General features: G+C 42.6%; 18 protein-coding genes. 10 read left to right on the top strand and 8 right to left on the bottom strand.

The genetic code is table 11. The features are described from left to right. Positions 1 to 2 precede the first annotated feature (2 nt). Positions 3 to 908, top strand: a complete 906-nt coding sequence (locus DP114_RS25440) for a phosphotransferase family protein (RefSeq protein ID WP_171977443.1) — start codon at positions 3 to 5, stop codon at positions 906 to 908. A gap of 178 nt (positions 909 to 1086) precedes the next feature. Here the strand turns inward: DP114_RS25440 and DP114_RS25435 are convergent, their stop codons facing one another. Next, complete coding sequence (locus tag DP114_RS25435) at positions 1087 to 2010, bottom strand: ATP adenylyltransferase family protein (protein WP_171978295.1); 924 nt, start codon at positions 2008 to 2010, stop codon at positions 1087 to 1089. A gap of 30 nt (positions 2011 to 2040) precedes the next feature. Continuing rightward, on the bottom strand, positions 2041 to 2943 hold the full coding sequence (locus DP114_RS25430; RefSeq protein ID WP_171977442.1) for an alpha/beta fold hydrolase: 903 nt from the start codon (positions 2941 to 2943) through the stop codon (positions 2041 to 2043). Positions 2944 to 3312: 369 nt separating this feature from the next. Between DP114_RS25430 and DP114_RS25425 the strand changes: the two genes are divergently transcribed. Together DP114_RS25425 and DP114_RS25420 are read left to right on the top strand one after the other, a co-directional pair. Further along, the gene (locus tag DP114_RS25425; protein ID WP_171977441.1) at positions 3313 to 4794 is read left to right on the top strand and encodes a CIA30 family protein; all 1482 of its coding nucleotides are present in this window, start codon (positions 3313 to 3315) and stop codon (positions 4792 to 4794) included. Positions 4795 to 4860: 66 nt separating this feature from the next. Then, positions 4861 to 5211 (top strand): hypothetical protein, encoded by a 351-nt coding sequence (locus DP114_RS25420; RefSeq protein ID WP_171977440.1) that lies wholly within the window; start codon positions 4861 to 4863, stop codon positions 5209 to 5211. Positions 5212 to 5476: 265 nt separating this feature from the next. Here the strand turns inward: DP114_RS25420 and DP114_RS25415 are convergent, their stop codons facing one another. Then, a complete protein-coding gene (locus DP114_RS25415) occupies positions 5477 to 6418 on the bottom strand; it encodes a leucine-rich repeat domain-containing protein (protein ID WP_171977439.1) in 942 nt (313 codons plus the stop codon). A 115-nt stretch (positions 6419 to 6533) separates the two neighbouring features. On the opposite strand from DP114_RS25415, the gene DP114_RS25410 reads away from it, so the two are divergent. The 3 genes from DP114_RS25410 to DP114_RS25400 all read left to right on the top strand — a co-directional run bounded on the left by DP114_RS25410 (position 6534) and on the right by DP114_RS25400 (position 10062). Continuing rightward, positions 6534 to 6782 (top strand): peptidoglycan-binding domain-containing protein, encoded by a 249-nt coding sequence (locus DP114_RS25410; RefSeq protein WP_169267964.1) that lies wholly within the window; start codon positions 6534 to 6536, stop codon positions 6780 to 6782. 277 nt (positions 6783 to 7059) lie between these two features. After that, a complete protein-coding gene (locus DP114_RS25405; RefSeq protein WP_169267965.1) occupies positions 7060 to 7308 on the top strand; it encodes a peptidoglycan-binding domain-containing protein in 249 nt (82 codons plus the stop codon). A gap of 282 nt (positions 7309 to 7590) precedes the next feature. Next, entirely contained in the window at positions 7591 to 10062 is a 2472-nt protein-coding gene (locus DP114_RS25400) for an alkaline phosphatase D family protein (protein ID WP_171977438.1), read from the top strand. Between the two features lie 24 nt (positions 10063 to 10086). Here DP114_RS25400 and DP114_RS25395 read toward each other — a convergent pair whose 3' ends face one another. Both DP114_RS25395 and DP114_RS25390 read right to left on the bottom strand, forming a co-directional pair. Beyond that, entirely contained in the window at positions 10087 to 10677 is a 591-nt protein-coding gene (locus tag DP114_RS25395; RefSeq protein ID WP_171977437.1) for an NUDIX hydrolase, read from the bottom strand. A gap of 90 nt (positions 10678 to 10767) precedes the next feature. Then, positions 10768 to 11232 carry a DUF2141 domain-containing protein gene (locus DP114_RS25390; RefSeq protein ID WP_318284226.1) on the bottom strand — a complete coding sequence of 155 codons (465 nt, stop codon included), beginning with the start codon at positions 11230 to 11232 and terminating at the stop codon, positions 10768 to 10770. A gap of 503 nt (positions 11233 to 11735) precedes the next feature. Between DP114_RS25390 and DP114_RS25385 the strand changes: the two genes are divergently transcribed. Both DP114_RS25385 and DP114_RS35335 read left to right on the top strand, forming a co-directional pair. Then, positions 11736 to 12533, top strand: coding sequence for an nSTAND1 domain-containing NTPase (locus tag DP114_RS25385; protein ID WP_171977436.1), 798 nt, complete (start codon positions 11736 to 11738; stop codon positions 12531 to 12533). After that, positions 12530 to 13792: a tetratricopeptide repeat protein gene (locus DP114_RS35335; RefSeq protein ID WP_246162762.1), complete on the top strand. Its 1263-nt coding sequence runs from the start codon at positions 12530 to 12532 to the stop codon at positions 13790 to 13792. The genes DP114_RS25385 and DP114_RS35335 overlap by 4 nt, the downstream gene beginning before the upstream one ends. A gap of 599 nt (positions 13793 to 14391) precedes the next feature. On the opposite strand, the gene DP114_RS25375 is transcribed toward DP114_RS35335, so the two are convergent. The 3 genes from DP114_RS25375 to acsF all read right to left on the bottom strand — a co-directional run bounded on the left by DP114_RS25375 (position 14392) and on the right by acsF (position 18172). Beyond that, positions 14392 to 15297 (bottom strand): alpha/beta fold hydrolase, encoded by a 906-nt coding sequence (locus tag DP114_RS25375; protein ID WP_169268932.1) that lies wholly within the window; start codon positions 15295 to 15297, stop codon positions 14392 to 14394. A gap of 221 nt (positions 15298 to 15518) precedes the next feature. After that, a complete protein-coding gene (locus tag DP114_RS25370; protein ID WP_171977435.1) occupies positions 15519 to 16538 on the bottom strand; it encodes an SDR family oxidoreductase in 1020 nt (339 codons plus the stop codon). A 557-nt stretch (positions 16539 to 17095) separates the two neighbouring features. Next, positions 17096 to 18172 carry a magnesium-protoporphyrin IX monomethyl ester (oxidative) cyclase gene (acsF, locus tag DP114_RS25365; protein ID WP_171977434.1) on the bottom strand — a complete coding sequence of 359 codons (1077 nt, stop codon included), beginning with the start codon at positions 18170 to 18172 and terminating at the stop codon, positions 17096 to 17098. A 577-nt stretch (positions 18173 to 18749) separates the two neighbouring features. On the opposite strand from acsF, the gene DP114_RS25360 reads away from it, so the two are divergent. Then, the gene (locus tag DP114_RS25360) at positions 18750 to 19463 is read left to right on the top strand and encodes a biliverdin-producing heme oxygenase (protein WP_171977433.1); all 714 of its coding nucleotides are present in this window, start codon (positions 18750 to 18752) and stop codon (positions 19461 to 19463) included. 265 nt (positions 19464 to 19728) lie between these two features. After that, positions 19729 to 21111 carry an oxygen-independent coproporphyrinogen III oxidase gene (gene hemN / locus DP114_RS25355; RefSeq protein ID WP_171977432.1) on the top strand — a complete coding sequence of 461 codons (1383 nt, stop codon included), beginning with the start codon at positions 19729 to 19731 and terminating at the stop codon, positions 21109 to 21111. Positions 21112 to 21254 lie beyond the last annotated feature (143 nt).

The raw sequence follows: 21254 nt of genomic DNA, 5'->3' as shown, positions 1-21254 counted from the left end.
GTATGACCTACAGTAAAGATGCTCACGAATGGCTTTCCCAATCGATCAGCATCCCTCACTGCCATTTCGATGTGGTGCAGATGAAAGGTTCAACCTCTTCTTCGGTTTTCCTGATTCACTGCTCACGTGACTTCAATCCTCAACGGTTTGTTTTGCGTGTACTTGACAATCAAGAATGGCTTGCGGAGGAATCTGACCTTGCTCATCACGAGGCGGCTGCGCTGGAAGAAGCACAGAAGACGGGTCTCCAAGTCCCGAAGCTCGTAGCTTACTCCACGAATGATGTAGGTTTCGGTGCGCCAGTAGTACTCATGTCGTATCTCGAAGGAAATGTCGAGCTTTGCCCTGCAAACTTTCAGCAATGGCTGAACGATCTTGCTAAACAACTGGCTTTGCTGCACCAGCACACAGCGAATAGCTTTCCGTGGCTATTTCACAGTTGGGTAGAAAAAGCGACTCTGGCACCACCGAAGTGGACTACGATTCCCCATGTTTGGGAACGTGCCATCGAATTGTTGCTTGGTTCAGAACCTGCCGAGCAGCCAGTTTTCATCCATCGTGACTACCACCCTGCCAATGTTCTGTGGCATGGGGGCACAGTGAGTGGCATTGTGGATTGGATCAATGCCTGCCAGGGACCAGCAGGGGTTGATGTGGCACATTGTAGAACCAATCTAGCTCTGATGTTTGGTTTTGCAGCGGCAGATCAATTTTTAGATGCATACACTGCAATTTCCGTTAAGTTCGATTATCACCCTTACTGGGATATAGATTCAATACTTGATATGAGCCTGCCGCAGCCAACTTTTTATAAGCCATGGCAGGACTTTGGTCTCAGTGTTATCGCTCCTGAATTGCTTAGACAGCGAATCGACGCTTACCTAGAAAGTGTGATTAGGCGCATATAAAGAACTAGTGCTTTTGATAATTCGCTGATCATTTTTCGATAGGAACGCGATCGCAGTGCTAGAGTGATTTCTCTGACTTAAAGCGGTCTAACTACTCCAGGACTTACGTAAAATACCTCTGAAACTCTTATTCCTCTGTGTCCTCTGCGTCCTCTGCGGTTCGTTATTTTGTGACTCCCTATTTTATTGCCACAGCGACCTTCTCTAATAGGGTCATAGGTCCAATATCTTTGATAATCTGCATTTGTTGCTCGTTTCGTACGAAAACCGAACCTGCAAATCCTAATGAGTTGACACAAATGGACTCAAAAGATTCATGCGATCGCGCTACAATCAACATCCATTCCCTTGTCGCCAGAAGATTGTAAGCACCAGATTGTCTTCCACTGTTTTCTAAGCCGACAGCGTGTAGTAGGGTGCGGTACTGCGAGAGTGTGACTTCAGCCGCTTTGAATGGAGACTGTACCGAAAGAGGATCTAGCCTTGTAAAGGCGTGTACAAAAGGAAGTTGTGGTATGGTGGCAACACAGTCTTGAAACTGAGCGGATGCCAACAGAGGTTCAATCGGTATCTGTAACTCGTTGGGTATGAGTGGAAGTGGAACCAGTTGCAAATGCTTGTGTCGCTGACTAGCACCTGCAATTTTGCCACCATTGTAAAAGACTAAACCATCAAACTCAGCTAGACACGCCCACATTGCAGCAAAATCTTGCACAGTGAGTAGAGTTTCCTGTTCCTCAAAAGCACGAGTGATGATCAGCAAGTGATTGTCAACAACGTTAAATTTGTTTAAGATACATACGTGTGTCTGAGAAATATCTGCAACAAACAAATCCTCCTCGTAAGGAAGAAAAGGATTAAATTCTTGAGTGGAGGAAGTTTGTGTTTGTCGTTTTTGCTTAACAGCATCTTTGCGAGCCAGGTTAGATAAAACTCGCACTAAGAAGCGAACACCATCTTGCTCTATGAACTCAAATTCTGTTGGTATTGTCAGCAACGCCCCACATTGTAGAGCGTATTCAGTCTGTTCTTGAACACGTTTCCACAAAGTGCCTGGTTTGAGTAAAATTTCTTCATGTATAGTTTGTTTGTCTTCTGGCATGATCAGCAAAGAAAGAGTGTTAAAAATCACTTAATTTATGTTATGAAGATCTAGAAACTCTTGCAACAAACCAATCACAATCTCAGGTCTTTCCAAATGGGGTAAGACTCCTGCATCTGGAATTGTATGAAAATCACGAATTGCATTGGTATTTAACTTCCTCAAACGCTGTCCTAGCTGAACACTAGTAAATTGTGCCTTTTCACCCCACAATATCACTGTAGGAATAGTCAGTTGTTGAATGTACAAACTCAAATCAAAGTAAACGTTACCCTGTAAAAATGCCAAGGCTGCAAACTTAGCATTAGGTTGTTTTGCAGAGGCTAAGAAAGCTTGTACCATTTCTGAAGAAACTCGTTCTGGTTTGGCAAACAAAAAACTTTGTAAAAAGTTGCGTACCGCCAGTTCATTTTGAGCGCCAACAGTATAAATGAAATCATCCAAGAGTGGTATGTTGATTAGTCCAAGTGGAAGTCTGCGTCCTGCACCTTGCCCAAAATCATCAAATCCAGAGGGACACACCAAAAACAGGGCTTGAAATAAAAAAGGGTGAGCGATCGCGAGGCGAATCATCAAAGCAGCCGTTAATGAAGACGCAATCACCGTTACTGGTGGACGACAAGTATGTCTAATAAACTCTGCAATACTCGTCAAATAATCGTTAATTTGGTAATCTCGCACAGGATGTGCAGATTCACCCCAACCAATTAAGTCCGGCGCTATAACCTCGTACCTAGCTGCAAAAGCAGGGTAAACTTTAGACCATTCATAAGCACAAGCCCCGCCACCAAAGTTATGGAGAAAAACTAGGGGGGATAAATTTTCTCTCTCAGCAATCAACCAAGGTGCAGTCGTTTGGGTGTAGTAAGTCATAAACCCCACAGAGGTATGAACGACTTTTTGTCCAAAGCCAGGAGGTTGAAACTGGAGCATAGTTTGCTACCCTCGTGAATATGTGTTTCTAGTGGCAAGTTAAAGCCTGGTGGCGTATAGGTCAAGGTTGTTGGCTACAAATCAAATAATTATGGCGTATCACTTTTGTGCTTGCCATTTTTTGCCTGTATACTCCCAATGCTTTCATCATATCAATATTGATGATTAATGTCATGAGTTATTACAGCCTTCCTAAATAGGATATGAACATCCTCCTCTTCTTCTCTTTCTTTTCTTTGCGTCCTTTGCGTCCTTTGCGGTTGGTTTTTTTGTTCACGACTTATCTAGGATTGCTGTAATTTTTCACCTGTCTATAGGACTACTATATAATGATGATTATGCAATGGAACAAGCCATAAGATATGAATCGTGACTAACAACAATCGCTCTCAATGGGATTTAGGCAGATTCATCCAAACCCTGACTTATTTTGAGGTCGTCCCTTTTGTCAACTGGGTACAGGATTTGATTCAAGGTCGTCTTAATAGTAGCCAAAATATACCTGATGGAGCAAAACAAGTGGGTGTGATATTAGTAGCAGGTGCAACGGGTGGAGTTGGTCAGCGAGTGGTCAAACGACTGCTGGATGCGGGTTATAAAGTACGTGCACTCGTGCGAGATATCGACAAAGCACGGTCAGTTCTTAGTGATCATGTTGAATTAGTTGTTGCAGATATTACTAAGCCAGAAACTTTAAATTCCCTAGTTATGGCTAATATCCAAGCGGTTATATCCTGTACAGCGGTACGTGTGCAACCAGTAGAAGGAGATACTCCAGAACGTGCCAAGTATTATCAAGGCATCAAATTTTATCAACCAGAAATTGTTGGTGACACCCCTGAAAACGTAGAATATCAAGGTGTGAAAAACTTGGTAGAAGCTGCTGCCAAATATCTGCCGAAAGCGGGGGAAAAACTATTCTTTGATTTCACAAAACCATCAACAGAATTAAAAAATATTTGGGGTGCGGTGGATGATGTTGTCATGGGTGGCGTGAGTCAAAGTCAAATTCAATTGGTGGAACAAACAGCTTTGTTTGCTGGAAATGTCTCAACTGCGAACTCAGGAGGCTTTGCTTCTGTAAGAACGAAAAATTTCGCCCCTCCCTTCAATCTCTCTGGTTACGAAGGTGTAGAATTGCGCTTAAAAGGTGATGGTAAGCGCTATAAATTCCTTATGCGTACAGAAGCGCAATGGGATGGTGTTGCCTACAGTTACTCTTTTAATACAGAAGCTAATACCTGGATGAATGTTCGCATTCCTTTTGCCCAGATGATTGCGGTATTTCGTGCCAAAACTGTCAAAGATTCACCGCAAATTGATCAAAGCAAAATTTGCTCTTTTCAACTGATGTTGAGCAAGTTTGAATATGATGGTGAGTTAAATCCTCAATTTTCTCCTGGTGGTTTTGCTTTGGAAGTGGAATCGATGAAAGCTTATGGTGGGGCAAATTTACCACAGTTTGTCTTAGTTAGTTCAGCGGGTGTGACTCGTCCTGGTCGTCCTGGAATCAATTTAGATGAAGAACCGCCAGCGGTCAAATTAAATGACCAGTTAGGAGGAATTTTAACATGGAAGTTGAAGGGAGAAGATAGTTTAAGAGAAAGCGGAATTCCTTACGCGATTATTAGACCATGTGCGCTGACTGAGGAAGTCGGGGGTAAGGAGTTTATTTTAGAGCAAGGTGACAATATCAAAGGAAAAATCAGCCGCGAGGATGTGGCTAAACTTTGTGTAGAAGCCCTACAACAAACGAAAGCGTCTAACGTCACATTTGAGGTGAAACAGGGAGAAAATACTGCTAGTTATATTGATTGGCAAAGGTTATTTTCTCAACTGCTACCAAACTGAGGGTAGAGTGTGTGAGGTAGTTCATGTAAGCAACTTTGGATAAGTTTTACAAGGGGTAGCAAAGTCATGAAACGTATTGGGCTGATGGCATTAGCCCTATTTTTGCCTATTCTACTTTGGGGCACAGTCTTTTCAAACACTGCCTTATCTCAGCAAATAGAATCTCGCTTCTATAACCTAGAAGCGGATTTTAATCGTTTGGTGTCGCGGGTTAATCGCATTGAGGCGCAGTTAAATCAAAGTGGGCGATCCTCGCCTTCTGGTAGCGCAACGATTACACCATCTCCACGTTCTGGAAGAACTGTGTCGCCGCAAGAACGAGAGAAGATGTTTGATAGACTAGCAACTCTGGTGATAGAACTCAAGCAGCAAGTCAATGCACTAGAAGGCCGAGTTGCTAAATTGGAGAAACGGTAGGTTGTTGTGGCGTTGGTACTTGGAATGGAAAATCAGATTGATAGACCAAATTCTTTATGCATGATACGAAGTTGCTATAGATAGTATTATTTAGGAGAAGTCGGATTTTCCTGGTTGTGTTCAATATAACGAAATGTAACAATATTATCTTTGGCAACTTCGTATGAGTCCAAAGTTTTACTTTGTGAACTACAATCACGCTCAGAGATAGGCATGAAGCCAACTGCGTGTTTCAGCATTGGTAGGTCAATAGGATTCAAATCATTCAACATTTTGTAAGATAGGCGAAAATTACCTGCGGTTCACCGTCTTGCCAATCATACTTACCCCAGCCTTTACGAACAATTTCAGGCGACAGATTTTGAATGGGGTTATTTTTTAGGACAAGCCATGTGAGATTAGTGAGTTGTGCGATCGCAGCCGGCACAATTGTGATTTCGTTGCCACCGAGGTTAAGCCTTGTGAGATTAGTGAGTTGTGCGATCGCGTCCGGCACAACGGCGATTTGGTTATAATCGAGGTCAAGTGTCGTGAGATTAGTGAGTTGTGTGATCACATCCGGCACAACGGCGATTTGGTTATAATCGAGGTCAAGCCTTGTGAGATTAGTGAGTTGTGCGATCGCGTCCGGCACAACGGCGATTTTGTTGCCAGCGAGGGAAATCCATGCCAGATTAATGAGTTGTGCGATCGCAGCCGGCACAATTGTGATTTGGTTGCCATCGAGGCGAAGCGTTGTGAGATTAGTAAGTTGTGTGATCGCGTCCGGCACAGTGGTGATTTGGTTGGCAAAGAGTTCAAGCATCGTGAGATTAGTAAGTTGTCCGATCGCCTCTGGAATCACTCTGATTTGGTTCTCGCAGAGGTCAAGCGTCGTGAGATTAGTAAGTTGTCTGATCGCCTCTGGAATCACTCTGATCTGGTTGTCCTGGAGGTGAAGCGTCGTGAGATTGGTCAGTCGGGCGATCGCGTCCGGCACAACGGAGATATCGCAGCTATTGATGCGAAGCGTGGTGAGATTGGTGAGTTGTGTGATCGCCTCTGGAATCACTGCGATGGGGTTAAAAGAGAGGTCAAGATATTCCAACTGAGTCAACCGCCCAATCTCTGGCGGGACTTCCGTGAGTTTCTTCCCCATTAGGTCAAGCGCTTCCCAGTTTTCAGTGTAGGCGCGATCAATAAGGGCAAGGATGGAGGGGGGAGTCATAGGAATTGAGAATAGGGGATTGACGAAGTCACAAGGGTGATTCTATTTTGGCAGAGGGGAAGGAAAGAACCTTCACCTTCAAAATAACTCTACCCAATTTTAATCCAGGAGAATTATGTCTACTCAAGCTCAACCTATTCTCAAAAAAGGCAGCCAAGGTCCAGAAGTCACCCGTCTGCAAAAGTTGCTGAATCAGGCTGATCGCAAAAAAAACTTTGGAAATCCTCCTCCTCTAAAAGAGGACGGAGAATTTGGAGATAATACTGAGACTGCTGTTAAGAACTTCCAAAAATTTTATGGATTAACTATTGATGGAGTTGTTGGTTCTAAAACCTGGGCGAAATTGACCGAAGCAGCAAGTTAGTGTCTTAGCTTTACGTCGGATTTAGAAGTTATTACCCCCGTCTGTTTGTTATCCCAAGCAGACGGGGGTTTTAGCTTTGAGATGATTTTCCTAAAATTAAATGTTCTCGGGTAATGATCAGTGAGACTATCTTGGAATGGAGAGTCAGGACGAGAAACTGGATTTTTTGGTGAAAACTGCATAAGTTGACTTTGCTACCAACTATTACTTTTGCAGGGGGGAAGGAAATGACTTTCTCCTTTAAAGCTACCTGAGTGAACCTCAACAAAGGAGAATTATGTCTACTCAAGCTCATCCTCAACTGCGACAAGGTAGTACAGGTGAACCAGTAAGACATTTGCAAAACTTGCTGAATCGAGTTGATCGTAAACGAAACTCTGGAAATCCTCCGCCTCTGAATGTTGACGGATATTTTGGATATAATACACAAACGGCTGTTAAGCTGTTCCAAAAATATTATGGACTGTCTATCGATGGGATTGCTGGTCCTAAAACCTGGGAGAAATTGGAGCAAGCAGTACGTTAGTGTTGTAGCTTTGTGATATCAAGCAGACGGGGATTTTAGCTTGACAGCGCTTTCAAAACCATAAACCACATGGTTAGGCAGAGTATTGCTGTGCCTTATTCACAAAAAGCATCTAATACTTAGAAGCGTTATAATGTAGTTGAAGAAATAGAGGGACGCTGGCAGATTATTGTAGAACTATTTCGTCGCGGGGTCTTACAATTGTAGAATGTTGTTTCTCTAAAAGTGACAAATTTTGGAGAACAAATATGCTCAAAGTGTAGTGTTGATGGCAGAAAATCCATGATATGGACACCTCTAAGAGAACGGATTAACAAACTGCCACTTGTTCTCGCTGGACCAATTCTACGACGCACTGAACCCAATGCTGTAACTGTATGGGTGGCTTTGAAAGAAAGCCGTAATGTTACTCTAGAAATATTCGATACGAAGAAAAAAAGACTTTTTAGTGGTAGTCAAAAAACGATAAAATGTGGTACTTCTGTGCACATAGTTGCTGTCACAGCTAAAACTTCATCAAATCTCTTACACGGGGAAAATTATCTTTACGATTTATACTTTGGTCATGGGGAAACGCTGAATCAGCCCGGTGTCTTAACTCCAGAAGGATCAATACAAGATATTATATATCCCCCATATGACTTGCCAAGTTTTGCACTTGTGCCAAGTCGTTTAAATGATGTGCGAATTATTCACGGTTCTTGTCGCAAGCCTCACGGTGAAAGTCTTGATGCACTTGCGTCAGTGGACAAAATGATTAGGGAAGCATTAGAACAAGATTCAAAAAAACGACCGCATCAACTCTTCCTCACAGGTGACCAAATTTATGTGGATGATGTGGCTGATGCTTTACTTTTCATGTTAATAGATGCTAGCCAGACACTTTTGGGATGGACAGAAATATTACCAGATGTGCAAAATTATCAAGAGTTGAATCCAGGAAAGCGTAATAATTTAGCAACACATACTGCTGGGTTGACGGCAAGTTTTAGCAAACTTAATAGAGTTTCCAATACTGCCAAAAGTCATTTATTCACCTTGGGTGAATTTTTGGCAATGTATTTATTTGTTTGGAGTGATGTCCTGTGGACGAAACCGGAAGATTTCCCAACATTTGAAGATGTTCATCCGAATGTACAAAAATCTGAAGTAAGTCGAACTTCGTTTACAGAAGACGTTGCCGATTTACAAGATTTTCAAGTAACAATTAAAGATATTAGGCGTGCTTTAGCAAATGTTCCCACATACATGATATTTGATGACCATGAAATTACAGATGACTGGTTTTTAAATATTGCGTGGTGCGATCGCACTCTTAATAAACCTCTCGGTCGGCGCGTACTCCAAAATGGTTTACTTGCTTGTGCTATCTGCCAAGCTTGGGGAAATACACCAGAACAATTTGAACAAGGAAAGCCAGGAGAAGCACTACTCAAAGCCACCGAAGCATGGTCAGCTTCCTTTAGCACAAACCCACAGCACGAACAAGAAATTGCTTTGCGTGTTGGTTTGCCATCCTTTGCAGATATTAAAACAAGTCAGCCAAGGCGAGGCATCCATCAAGAAGGTTCTTTAAAATGGCACTATACTGTAACGACTCCAGAATATGAAGTTTTAGTTCTGGATACGCGCACATGGCGAGAATTTCCAGGGAAGGACTTTGATTTTCCCGGACTTTTAAGTGCTGAAGGTTGCGATGAACAAATCTCAAAAGTTGTTCGCCCACAAAATACACGAGTGACTTTGGTGGTAGCGCCTAGCCCAGTTATTGGCTTACCGTTTTTAGAAACCTTACAAAAGACAGCTAAAACGATTGCAGAGAAGTTGGGTGCTGCGGCTTGGGGTTTTGATCCTGAAGCTTGGGGTTTAGAAGAAACAGCATTTGAAAGGTTGTTTTCCAGACTCGCACTACGAGCATTACCTGCACACCAAAGTCGTGTCATTATCTTATCTGGTGATGTTCATTATAGTTTTGCAGCTCGCTTGCAATACTCGGCAATACGTCCTTTCCAAAGTTCAAAAAATGTCAAGACTGAACTTGTTGTTGCCCAATTTACGAGTAGTTCGCTTAAGAATGAAGTCAAGGGGTTCGGTGGAAGCCACTCATTGCATACAAAAGGTTTTGTTCCTTTTAAGATTCTAAAATATTTCCCAACAGTAGAATTTTTAGGATGGGAAAATAAAGGAGGAAATTTTCTAGAAATTGGTGGTTTTTATACTCTTGTCGATCAAACCGTTCAACATCTTCCTTGGAGAGTCAAATGTAGTCCTGCTAAAGTGAATTTAGGGCTAGAACGCGATTGGTTTAGAGTCTTACAAATCACCAAACAACCTGAATGGTGGTACCGGATTGATTTTTTATCAGCGAAAGCAGAAGAAATTAATCAACCAAAAAACTACAATTCTCAGAAATTATATTCTGTAAAAGCACCTCTACCAGGACAAGACCGCAAGCAGCCTTTGGAACAATACCTCGCAATGGCAAGAAACCATCATCATTATATAGGTAAGAAAGCAAAAGGCAAAGAAGTTGTCGGATTAAATAATATTGGTGAAATCACTTTTGAGTTTGTCGATGGTAAAGAGATAGCTGTACAAACTCTTTGGTGGCGTTTGGAAAGTCATGAAAATGGCAAGCTTTTGGAACCTTTTCCGTTAACTAGATGTGAAGTATCGCTCGCGTTTGATAATCCAGATTATCCAATGAATGAGGTATTGAAGGAAGTTATATCAAATCCGGTAGCCTCTGAGTGAGCAAAAAACCAGAAACGATGTCATTTATTTTTTTAAAAGTCCCCAATACTGGTGTGCTGCTTCAGCGTCAATCTGATGATCGGCATGCCATTTATTGATAGAGGATATATCATAATACCCAACATTCGTTGTTTCATGGGACTCTTGCAACGTTCCACCAACAACTGTGCAATAAAACTGGAGATGGTAAGTGGTGTGGGGCTGTCCAAAATCTCCAGGCATACGGCAACCAAGACGAATCAACGAACCAACTTCCACAAGCAAACCAGTTTCTTCCTGCACCTCGCGCTTCATCGACTGCTGCGGCGTTTCTCGAACTTCAGCCCAACCACACGGCAAGCACCACGTACTATCGTCAGTTCGCTGAACCAACAACAACTCACCCTGATCGTTTAATATTGCAGCTGATACTCCTATTTTCGGCGTAATGTAGCCCAATTCTGCGCGAAATCGCTTTTCTACTTCTGAACTAGGGAGGGAAGACAGTGCTGAATATTGTGCCGAGGCAAGAGTGAGAAGTCGTTCGTAGCGATCGCGATCATAAATGTCTTTTGAATAGTTTAATCCAAGTTGTGCGATCGCTCGCAGTTCTTCTAGCAATTCGATAATACTCATGGATTAATTTTTAAAAATGATTTAGGATTGCTATACGTTAATTCCCAAGTCACCTCGAGTTAACCCAAACGGTGACTTGACTCGTAGACTTCAGCTTAAAAAGTTCAGCAATTGAATTTGAATATTGGTCTGTGGACCGGCAACTAGAACCGCACAATCGCCAAATTTGGGCGGACCTGTGAGAATTTTGGGGTTTTGAGAAAAGCCAAACTCTTCAGTGGGGATACCCAATGGATTGCGATTGAGGATGCCGTCGTTGTTGGCATCATGATAGGCGGCGATCGCATAATTTCCTGCTTTTAAGTTTTCAAATTTAACTGTCAGCGCAGCGTTTTCTAGTTTGACGCAACGGGCAGCCACTGCGCGATCGCTACTGCTGGGAAATCCTCGCCCACCAGAAAACAGGCTCAGACAAACTTGCCCACGCTGGTTTTTCAAGCCGTTAATGGTGACGGTGAGACTACTGTTAGATACTGCTTTTGCACTGGATAAAGATGTCAGAAATATGACATCTGTTAAAAGTAAAAAGCTCCAGAAAAAACGTTGCATCATCATAAAATTATGTGTAAAAAATAACAATTAGTTTACGCAATGCTTTTGTTAAAGCCAGCCCAATCCACTCAACACAATCGCAGTCGCAATTGAATTCTCTACATTTCTCAATAATCGGGAGGCAGAGCCTCCCAACCCTCGTTCCTGGGCTGCAGCCTGGGAACAAGATATCGAGGCTCTGCCTCGTTGTTGATACTGGTACAAGATCTGATTAAAACACACTTATGTGGTGACGCTGCTCACAACCACCACGAGAAATTAATACTTCTCGCCCCCCATTACAACAAATGGCTCAAAGGTGTAACGCAACGTGACTCAATCATTTTAAGCTATAAGTTTTTTACTTTTATTGCGGAATTTAGAACAGAAATTGTGTGGTAACAAGTAAATAGAAAACTGTTAGACACTGCATAAGTTAATTTCGGTTTCGCCTATAAAGAAGTGTTTATCCTGTAGTATCTTTGAGCATCTTTTTTACTTTTTATATAAATTAATACTAATATTATATGGTTTCTGAGCAACTGTCCTATGGTAACAATCCCGATGTCAAAACTATTTTAATTTTGGCAGCAAATCCGACAAGTACCTCAAGCCTACGACTGGACGAAGAGGTACGGGAAATTGATGAAGGATTACGACGCGCTAACAAACGAGAGGAATTCAAGTTAGAGCAAAAATGGGCAGTTCGCTCGCGTGACTTCTACCGAGCCATGTTAGATTGTCAGCCCCAGATTGTTCACTTCAGTGGGCATGGTGCTGGGCAAGATGGTATTGTTTTAGACGATGAGACGGGACAGCCAGCATTAATCTGTGCAGATGCGCTGGGGAGTATGTTCAAGCTATTTGCCACAAAGGGAGTGGAGTGTGTACTTCTCAATGCCTGCTATAGTGAGGTGCAAGCAAAAGCGATTAGCCAACACGTCAATTATGTGATTGGCATGAACCAAGCGGTTGGGGATAAAGCAGCAATAGCATTTTCTGTGGCATTTTATGATGCTCTAGCAGCAGGACAACAGGTGGAGTTTGCTTATGAATTAGGTTGCTCGATCTTAATAAAATATTTAGAGCAGCAAACTCCAGTTCTATTTAAAAAAGAGCAAATTAGTATCATCCCCAGCCAACCAGAAATAGACATTATTCCACCTAATCCCTATCAAGGATTAGCAGCATTTGGAGAAGAAGATGCAGCATTCTTTTTTGGAAGGGAAACATTTGTCAACGGTTTGGTAGAAGCAGTTAAAAAACAGCCCTACAGCAAAACCGCACACTCACTCATCAAGCATACCAAGAGATCGGGGGTGTGAAAAAAGCGCTAGCAAATCATGCCGAGCAAGTTTACCAAAAATTGAGTGAAACAAAACAAAAAGCTGCACAGCGCATCTTTGTGCAATTGGTGCGCCCAGGGGAAGGAACTGAGGATACTCGTCGCATCGCCACCCGCAAAGAAGTAGGAGATGAGAATTGGGGATTGGTGAGTGATTTAGCAGGATACACAGCCCGTTTGGTTGTCACCGGACATGATGAGAAATCTGGGGAAGATACAGTGGAGGTTGTCCATGAAGCCCTAATCCGCGAATGGCAAACGCTGCGCGAGTGGATGAAAAAAGACCGTTTGTTTCGAGCTTGGCAAGAGCGGTTAAGGGATATCATACATCAGTGGGAAGAGACAAAACGAGATGAAGGAGTATTGTTGCGTGGTGTGCCGCTGTCAGAAGCAGAAGAAAAATTGAAGCAACGTCGCGAAGAGCTAAGTTTATCAGAGCAAGATTTTATTCAACTTAGTATTGAAGTACGCGATCGCCAGCTTCGAGAAGAGAAAGCCCGTAAGCAAAGGGGAATTGCTGGTGTCTCAGCGGCAGCATTGACGATTATCACGACATTGGGGGGGACAACTTGGTATCAGTATAAACAAGCAGAAACTAACTCTGCTATAGCTAAATACTACTCACAAGCGTTTATTGAGGCTGCGGACGGAAACAAGAAAGGAGCATTAAACTCTTTTGACCAAGCTGTGAAACTAAATCCTAACTATGCTATTAACTACTTTGCCCGAGCGTTTGTCCGTGATGACTTGGGAGACAAAAAAGGCGCAATAGACGATTTAAACCAAGCGCTGCGCCTAGATCCTAACGATGCTACTGCCTACTACAACCGAGGGACTGCCCGTAGAAACTTGGGAGACAACAAAGGCGCATTAGACGATTACAACCAAGCGCTGCGCCTCAATCCTAACTATACTAACGCCTACTACAACCGAGGGAATGCCCGTGATGACTTGGGAGACAAAAAAGGCGCATTAGACGATTACAACCAAGCGCTGCGCCTCAATCCTAACACTGCTGACGCCTACTACAACCGAGCGCTTGTCCGTAGTAACTTGGGAGACAAAAAAGGCGCATTAGAAGATTACAACCAAGCCCTGCGCCTTAATCCTAACGATCCTGACGCCTACTACGGCCGAGGGCTTGTCCGTAGTGACTTGGGAGACAAAAAAGGCGCATTAGAAGATTACAACCAAGCCCTGCGCCTAAGGGGGGAGGGCGCGAAGAAGCAAAAAAAATAATCTTATTATGGCTTATCCTAATTATGGCAACAATTTTAAACTTAGTTATTAGGGCGCGTAATTTAACTGGGTAAGCTTTTTCTTCATTACAGTCAGCAACCCAGCCCTAAAGGGACTGAGCTTGCAAGAGAAATCTAGCAAGTTGTGCTGACCAGACCACCCTGAGCGTAGTCGAAGGGTAAACGTTATTTGAGTCACGACACCTCGGAATGCGTAGCCAGTTCCCCGCTCTGTCGCTTGTGATTAAACAGTTCTAAGGTCACTGGAACAGTGTTGCAAGCCCAACAAGCTCTTATAACAGGTCGAGGCTAACTTCACTCCCGAAAGGGAAGGCTCTACGGAGCAAAACCGTTATGCGTACAGGGGAGCCAGTACTGAAGGAGGGTTTCCCTCCGTAGGTATCTGGCGTTTGGTGATTTGAGATGGTAACTGCCCCATTGAAAGTACATTGCAAAAGTACACCGAGTTAACCAACCCCAAGGCGGTAATGGAATCAATACCGGGGTGAGGTTGTACGAAAATCGTGGGCAAGCATAAGGGTAAAATCTTGAATCACTCCGACGCAAGTGTAAATGATATTACAAAAAAGGAAAAGCTGTTCAAACAGATGACTCAAGTAAAGGTAAAAATTTCCTAATTAGCCCAATCGTGACAGCAGGAAGTTCCAATTGGGGGGTTAAGCCTACATCCTCTAAGTTATAAAAGATGCGGACTGCCTGAGGGTTCATGTCTGCAAGTCGGCGACCTATTTCTGGTCCTGTAAATTCTGACTTTTGCCCCCAAATCATGGCAGTAGGAATGGTCAATTGAGTTATATATTGAGATAAATCAAAAGATAAATCACCACGTACGAAAGCAAGAGCAGCATACTCTCCATTAAACTGTTGAGCAGATTGCAAATATGCTTCGACAATTTCAGGATAAACTCGTTCTGGACGAGCAAATTGACGTTCTTCCAAAAAGCTGCGAATGCCAAAACTGCTAGAAACCCCAGTCATGTAAAGCAATCGATCTACAACTGGGATGTTGACAATTTGAGCAGATAAACTCTTGCTGTAATCTTGTCCAAATTCAGCCAAACCTGCTGGTGTGGTCAAAATTAAAGATTTGAATAAATCGGGGCGAAGAATCGCAGCGCGAATCGTGAAAGCAGCAGTGAGTGAAGAGGCGATCGCACTAATCGGACCATTGCAAGTCCTCTCTATGAACTCAATAATAGTTTGAATGTAGTCATTAACACTATAACTTCGAGCCGGATGGTCAGAGCGTCCCCACCCAATCAAATCCGGCGCGACGATTCGATAATCCGCAGCAAAAGCTGGATAAACTTTAGACCACTCGTAAGCAGAAGAACCACCACCAAACGCGTGTAGGAAAACTAATGTTTTCTCGCTTGATTGCTCAACATTTGTATCAGACCACGGTTTTCCAACAGCAGTATAGTACACCATTCTTCCTAGCGTGGTCATCACATATTTCTCACCAAACCCAGGGGGTAAAAACATAGAAAGACCTCATGTGCTGCATTATCATTTCCATCGTGAAGACAGCAGCTAGGAAACGACATCATTCTAAAGTTGAATCTATAGCAGGGAACAGGGAATAGGGAACAGGGAACAGGGAACAGGGAACGGGAACAGACTTTCAAGTCTCTTGGGGAGCGTGTTTTCTCATTAGTTTGTGTCCTAATCTACCTGGCGACTGCTGTAATTTGATCCCGTGTAAATTAAACATCACTGCCTAGACGCCACACACCGAGTAACGCAGCAATAGCCAATCCAGCAACAGCAACCGCACCCCACTTCAGTGGTGGATTCATCTCCAACCAATCCGATAAAGTTGGTATTGCCAGATGGCTATAGTCTCCTTCAACTCGGTCGTATTCTGAGATAGTGGGTGTAAAAAGATTGTTTGGTCCTTCTTCTGACTTTGGTTCGTTGGTGTGTTGTCCCGGAATGCCGATAACCGCCAATATGGAATCGACAAGTTGTGGTGAAATACGCTGCAACACATCTAGTATCCTGCCAACATCCCCAACAATAAAATCACGAGTGGGGTGTTCGGCGGTATAAAGAATGGCATCTGCAACAACACTAGGCTGGTAATATGGCGGTATCCCCGTAGGTTTCACTCCTAGCTTAGTGCGAACCTTGTTATAGTAAGGTGTGTTAATTGTCGCAGGTAGTATTGACGTGACACTGATGGGCAATTTTTCGTGTTGCAACTCAACGCGCAGCGTTTCTAAAAAACCTTCCAAACCGTGCTTAGCAGCGCAGTAGGGACTTTGCAGTGGGAGACTGCGCCTACCCTGCATCGAGGAAATATGAATTAACGCCCCGCGTCCCTCTTTTTTCAGATGGGGCAATGCTACCATTGCACCGTACACCTGTCCCATCAAGTTGACATCAACGACGCGTTGAAACTCCTCTGGGGTGATTTTCTCGAAAGGAGAAAGCACACCTGTAGCAGCAAGATGAACCCAAGTATCTAGTCTTCCGTATTGTGCGACGGTTTTGTCGGCGATCGCCTTAACTTGTTCAAACTCACTGACATCTGCAATCACATATGTTGCTTCACCACCAAAGCGTTGGATTTCTTCTACCAAAGACTGTAATCCTGATTCGCTGCGTGCAGCAACCATAACCTTTGCACCACGTTTGGCAAACTTCAACGCTGTTTCTCTTCCTATACCACTGGAAGCCCCAACGATGGCGACAACCTGCTGATTAATTGGCTTTAACTGCATGATTTTTCATTCCGTATCCTCTCCTTATGTATTAAGCTTTGTGAAGCAAAGGTTCATCTTTCGCAGGTGTGAGTAATACCAAGTTCGGTTAATTACTTACAATAAAAAAACCTCACCCCGCCCTATGCCTAACGGCACGCTACGCTATCGGGCACCCCTCTCCGAGCTCCGGAGAGGGGATGGGGGTGAGGTTCTTGGTTTTTATAAGTGTTCATCCGGACATGATATAATCGCTTACTTCCAAAGGCTGGGTATTATACGGCTATTTTATATAAGCAAGTACAAAGCGAATGGTGCAGCAAACAAGTGAATGATCTACACTCAGTCCTTTAGCTCATATCTTGCACCAGTTGTGTTATTGCAATTTTTGTAAGGGAGCCAGTGCTGCAGGAGGGTTTCCCTCCGTAGGCATCTGGCGTTGGGCACTGCCTAGAGTTCGCTCAAAACCTTATTTTTACGTTGTGGGCAGTGCCCACCCTACGGTTATTGAAAATGGTGCAAGATCTCAGTTAGGACTGAGTGTAGGCGAATAGCACATCTTTATGTTTCTACAAAGTTCAGCAAACTGCTTGGCGAGATACTTCAGCATCAATAGGCTTGATAAAGTAAAGCCGTAACAAATGCCCGATGATTGAAAGTATCAAGGGTAACTTTTGAAAGAACTTGACAATCTTTGGACTATTGCTGATGTTAATCGTTGTCAGCTTGAGATTAATATCCGAACACTCTTCCAGCCGCCGGAAAAACTCTGGATGATCTGTATTCAGTATCACAGGAAATGCCCGTGCAGCGGTTTCATTCGTCTTTTCAATCACTTGGATATTGTATTGGTATGCATTGATGCCAATAGAGTGATAAAATGACGCCCTCTCCAGCACTGTTAAAGTATGAGTCGCGAACACAGACAGCAGGAAAAACCGCACCCACAAACGCGCTTTCCAGTTGTTCCAGAGTTGGGGTTGCGATCGCAACAGCGCCTTAAAGAAATCTCCATGTCGATTCTCATCCTGACACCAACTCTCGAAATAGCCAAACAAGGGATAGAATTTCAACTCTGGATGTTTCTCTAGGTGACGGAACATAATGATGTAGCGCCAGTAGCCAATTTTCTCAGACAGGTAAACTGCGTAGATAATCCACTCTGGTGGAAAAAAGGTGTAGGTACGATTCTTTGTCAGATAGCCCAAATCCAGTGAGAGATTAAAATCCGCCATTGCTTTATTGAGAAATCCCGCATGGCGTGCTTCATCCCGCGCCATAAAATTAAAAGCTTCCGCCAAAAGAGGATTTCGCTGTTTCAGTTTGCGCGATAACTCTTTAAACAGAAGAAACCCAGAAAACTCTGAAGTGCAAGAGCGTTCTAAAAAATCAATAAAAGCACGGCGTGTTTCCCCATCAATCATATCCCAACTCTGCTGAAACTCAGAATCACGCACGAAGTGATGGCGGTTATAATCAGCCCGCAGTTCATCCACAATAGCTCTCAACTGCGCTTCATCCGCTGAAATGTCCAACTGTGCTACAGCGTCAAAGTCAGTCGTGTAAAACCGGGGCGTTAACAATGTTTCCTGCACAGGCGCTTTCACACCTGGCTTTTGCAACTCAGGCGCAGGAGTTTGAAGAGACTTAGCCATGAGAATCGTTCAATCGATTTATCTTTTTAAAGCTATATAAGCATAAATTTTTCTTGAAATCTATCAAAAGTAAAATAATTTAAAAAATGATTTATAAATCGGAAAATCTAAATAAATTTAAACGGTTTCCTAGTTACACAACGATTTGATAGTTTAATGGTTAAAGTAGTCATCAATATGGTTTGGACCAACAAGCGAGCGTGATAGTGTCTCCTTCAGTTCTGCTCTAAGCCCAAGATAGCTATCTGTCCCTACTTCTTTTGTTAACTGTGAACTACTTTTATAATCAGTGAACAGTGAACTCAGATGTTGCACCTCTACGTGAGCACACCTTGAACTCAAGTTCAAGGCTAATAGCTTAAGTCCGTTAAAACGGACTAAAAGACTAACAAGAGTCCGTTTTAACGGACTTGAACTTTGAGCCAAGAAATTTATTTCTTGGCGGACGAAAATGATGGTGCAAGATCTCAGTAAACAGTTAAAGCCTTACACTGGGAATTCTGCGAAAATCCGAAACTTCAATAAATCAAACCCTTGTTTGGGTACGTATTTTATTTGGACGAGAACAATTTTAACGATGAGTAGCAATCTAGCCCAAAAACTTCGCTGCGGAACACAGCAGGCTCATGCAGCAATTGAAAATGTGGGATTTATGAAATGTTTTGTTAAAGGAGTTGTCGATAGAGACTGCTTTGCAAAATTTTTAGGTAACTTGTATTACATCTATACCGCACTAGAAGCAGCATTAGAACGTCACAAAGACAATTCTTTAATCAATGGTGTGTACTTTAAAGAACTCAATCGCAAAGCTCATTTGGAAAAAGACTTAGAATTTTATTATGGACAAGACTGGAGAAAAAAAATAACACCTTCAAAAGCTGCTCAGACTCACATCAGCCGCATTCATGAACTCTCTGCCAAGGAACCTGCGTTATTAATAGGTCATGCCTATACTCGCTACATGGGTGACTTGTCTGGTGGTCAAATGTTGCAAAAAGTTGCTCAGTCAGTCTTGAAGCTTTCCGGATATGAAGGCACATCTTTCTACAATTTTGACCAAATTCCAGACAAGAAAGCATTTAAGGACAAGTATCGTCAAACGTTAGATGAACTGCCAATAGACGATGCAACCGCCGACAAGATTGTTGCAGAAGCAAACAACGCGTTTGGACTCAATATGCAAATGGTTCAGGAGTTAGAACAAACCCTAATCCAAGCAATTGGTCAAACCATGTTCAATACCTTAAGTAATACTAATAACACTGGTAGTACCGAACTCAGTACAGCCTAGAAATTAGACCTGATGCAAAAGTCAATGTTTTGAAAATAAAACCACAGATAGACACAGATAATTTCTCTGCGTCTATCTGTGTTTATATGGAGTGATAAATAACCCTAAACTATTTTTTTGGAAAAAACAATCAAATCTAAATTTATAGATATGACTGCCTTGATCAAGGTGCATGAATAACGGATTTTTGAACGCGTATATTAGATGATTTATCTATGAGAATCTGACGCTATTCTATACGCTCATCTTATTGGAAGCTACCTCAATGGTTTATCAAATTCCTGGTGTAAAATTTGATTTCGATATCATCAAAAAGTACGATGCTCCTGTACCCAGATACACTAGCTATCCACCAGCAACACAATTAACAGAAGCATTCACCCCAAGCGACTTTCAAGCGGCGATCGCCACCTCAAATCAAAGAAAAACTCCCCTTTCTTTGTATTTCCACATACCCTTTTGCCAAAGTGCTTGTTACTTTTGCGGTTGTAACGTAGTCATTTCAAACAACAAGAATATTGCTCAACCATACGTGGAGTATCTAGTGCGTGACATCGAAAAAACAGCCAGCTTCATTGACCGAGATAGAAAAGTCGATCAGATTCACTGGGGTGGCGGAACCCCTAATTATTTAAGCCTTGAACAAGTAGAATTTTTATGGAAAAATATCAAGAAAAACTTCAGCCTGAGCCAGACAGCAGAAATTTCTATTGAGATTAATCCCCGCTATATCGATAAAAACTACATTTTCTTTTTGAAAGAAATTGGGTTTAACCGTATTAGTTTTGGTATCCAAGATTTTAATCGTCAAGTGCAAGTTGCAGTCAATCGCGTCCAGCCGGAGGAAATGCTGTTTGATGTGATGAGCGCAATTAAAGAAGCGAAGTTTGACAGCGTGAATGTAGACCTCATCTATGGTCTACCATATCAGACCGTCCAGACATTTCAACAGACGCTGAAAAAAACAATTGAATTAAACCCAGACAGGATTGCTGTTTTTAACTTTGCTTATGTCCCTTGGCTGAAAGCAGTCCAAAAAAACATACCAGTAGAAGCACTACCGCCAGCGCAGGAAAAGTTAGAAATTTTGAAGATGACAGTTGAGGAGTTGACGAATCACCAATATCTATTTATTGGGATGGATCATTTTGCCAAATCTAATGATGAATTAGCAATTGCACAGGGCGATCGCACTCTCAAACGCAACTTCCAAGGCTACACAACTCAAGGACAAGCAGAACTCTTTGGTTTTGGTGCCACATCCATCAGTATGCTAGAAGATACCTACGCCCAAAATCACAAGCAATTAAAGGATTACTATCAGGCAATTGACACAGATATTCTACCTATTAGTAAAGGTATCAAACTTACTTGGGATGATATTCTCAGACGCGATGTGATCATGAGCATCATGTGCCATTTTCAACTGTATAAGCAAGATATTGAAGACAAGTACCATATCGTTTTTGACGATTATTTCTCTCAGGAATTAGAAGTTTTGAAGAGTTTAGAAGCAGATGGATTGGTTAGGCTATCAAGAAACCACATTAGTGTCACAGAAATCGGTAGACTACTCATACGAAACATTGCTGTCATCTTTGATATGCACACAATCAAACAAGAGAAAAAGTTCTCTCGTGCAATTTAAAGACTTATACCAATTCTCCATGATAGCTTGCCCGTAAAGTGCCATAGATGCACTTTATATGAGACCTCTTGCAGAAGTTGGAAACTCTTAACTCTTAACAAAATCTTGTAACATCTCACTTTTGCAAGAAGTCTCATGTCTAA

This window comes from Brasilonema sennae CENA114, assembly GCF_006968745.1.
Taxonomy (GTDB): domain Bacteria; phylum Cyanobacteriota; class Cyanobacteriia; order Cyanobacteriales; family Nostocaceae; genus Brasilonema; species Brasilonema sennae.
Note: the sequence above shows the minus strand (reverse complement) of the source record. Positions and strands in the feature narration are given on the sequence as shown.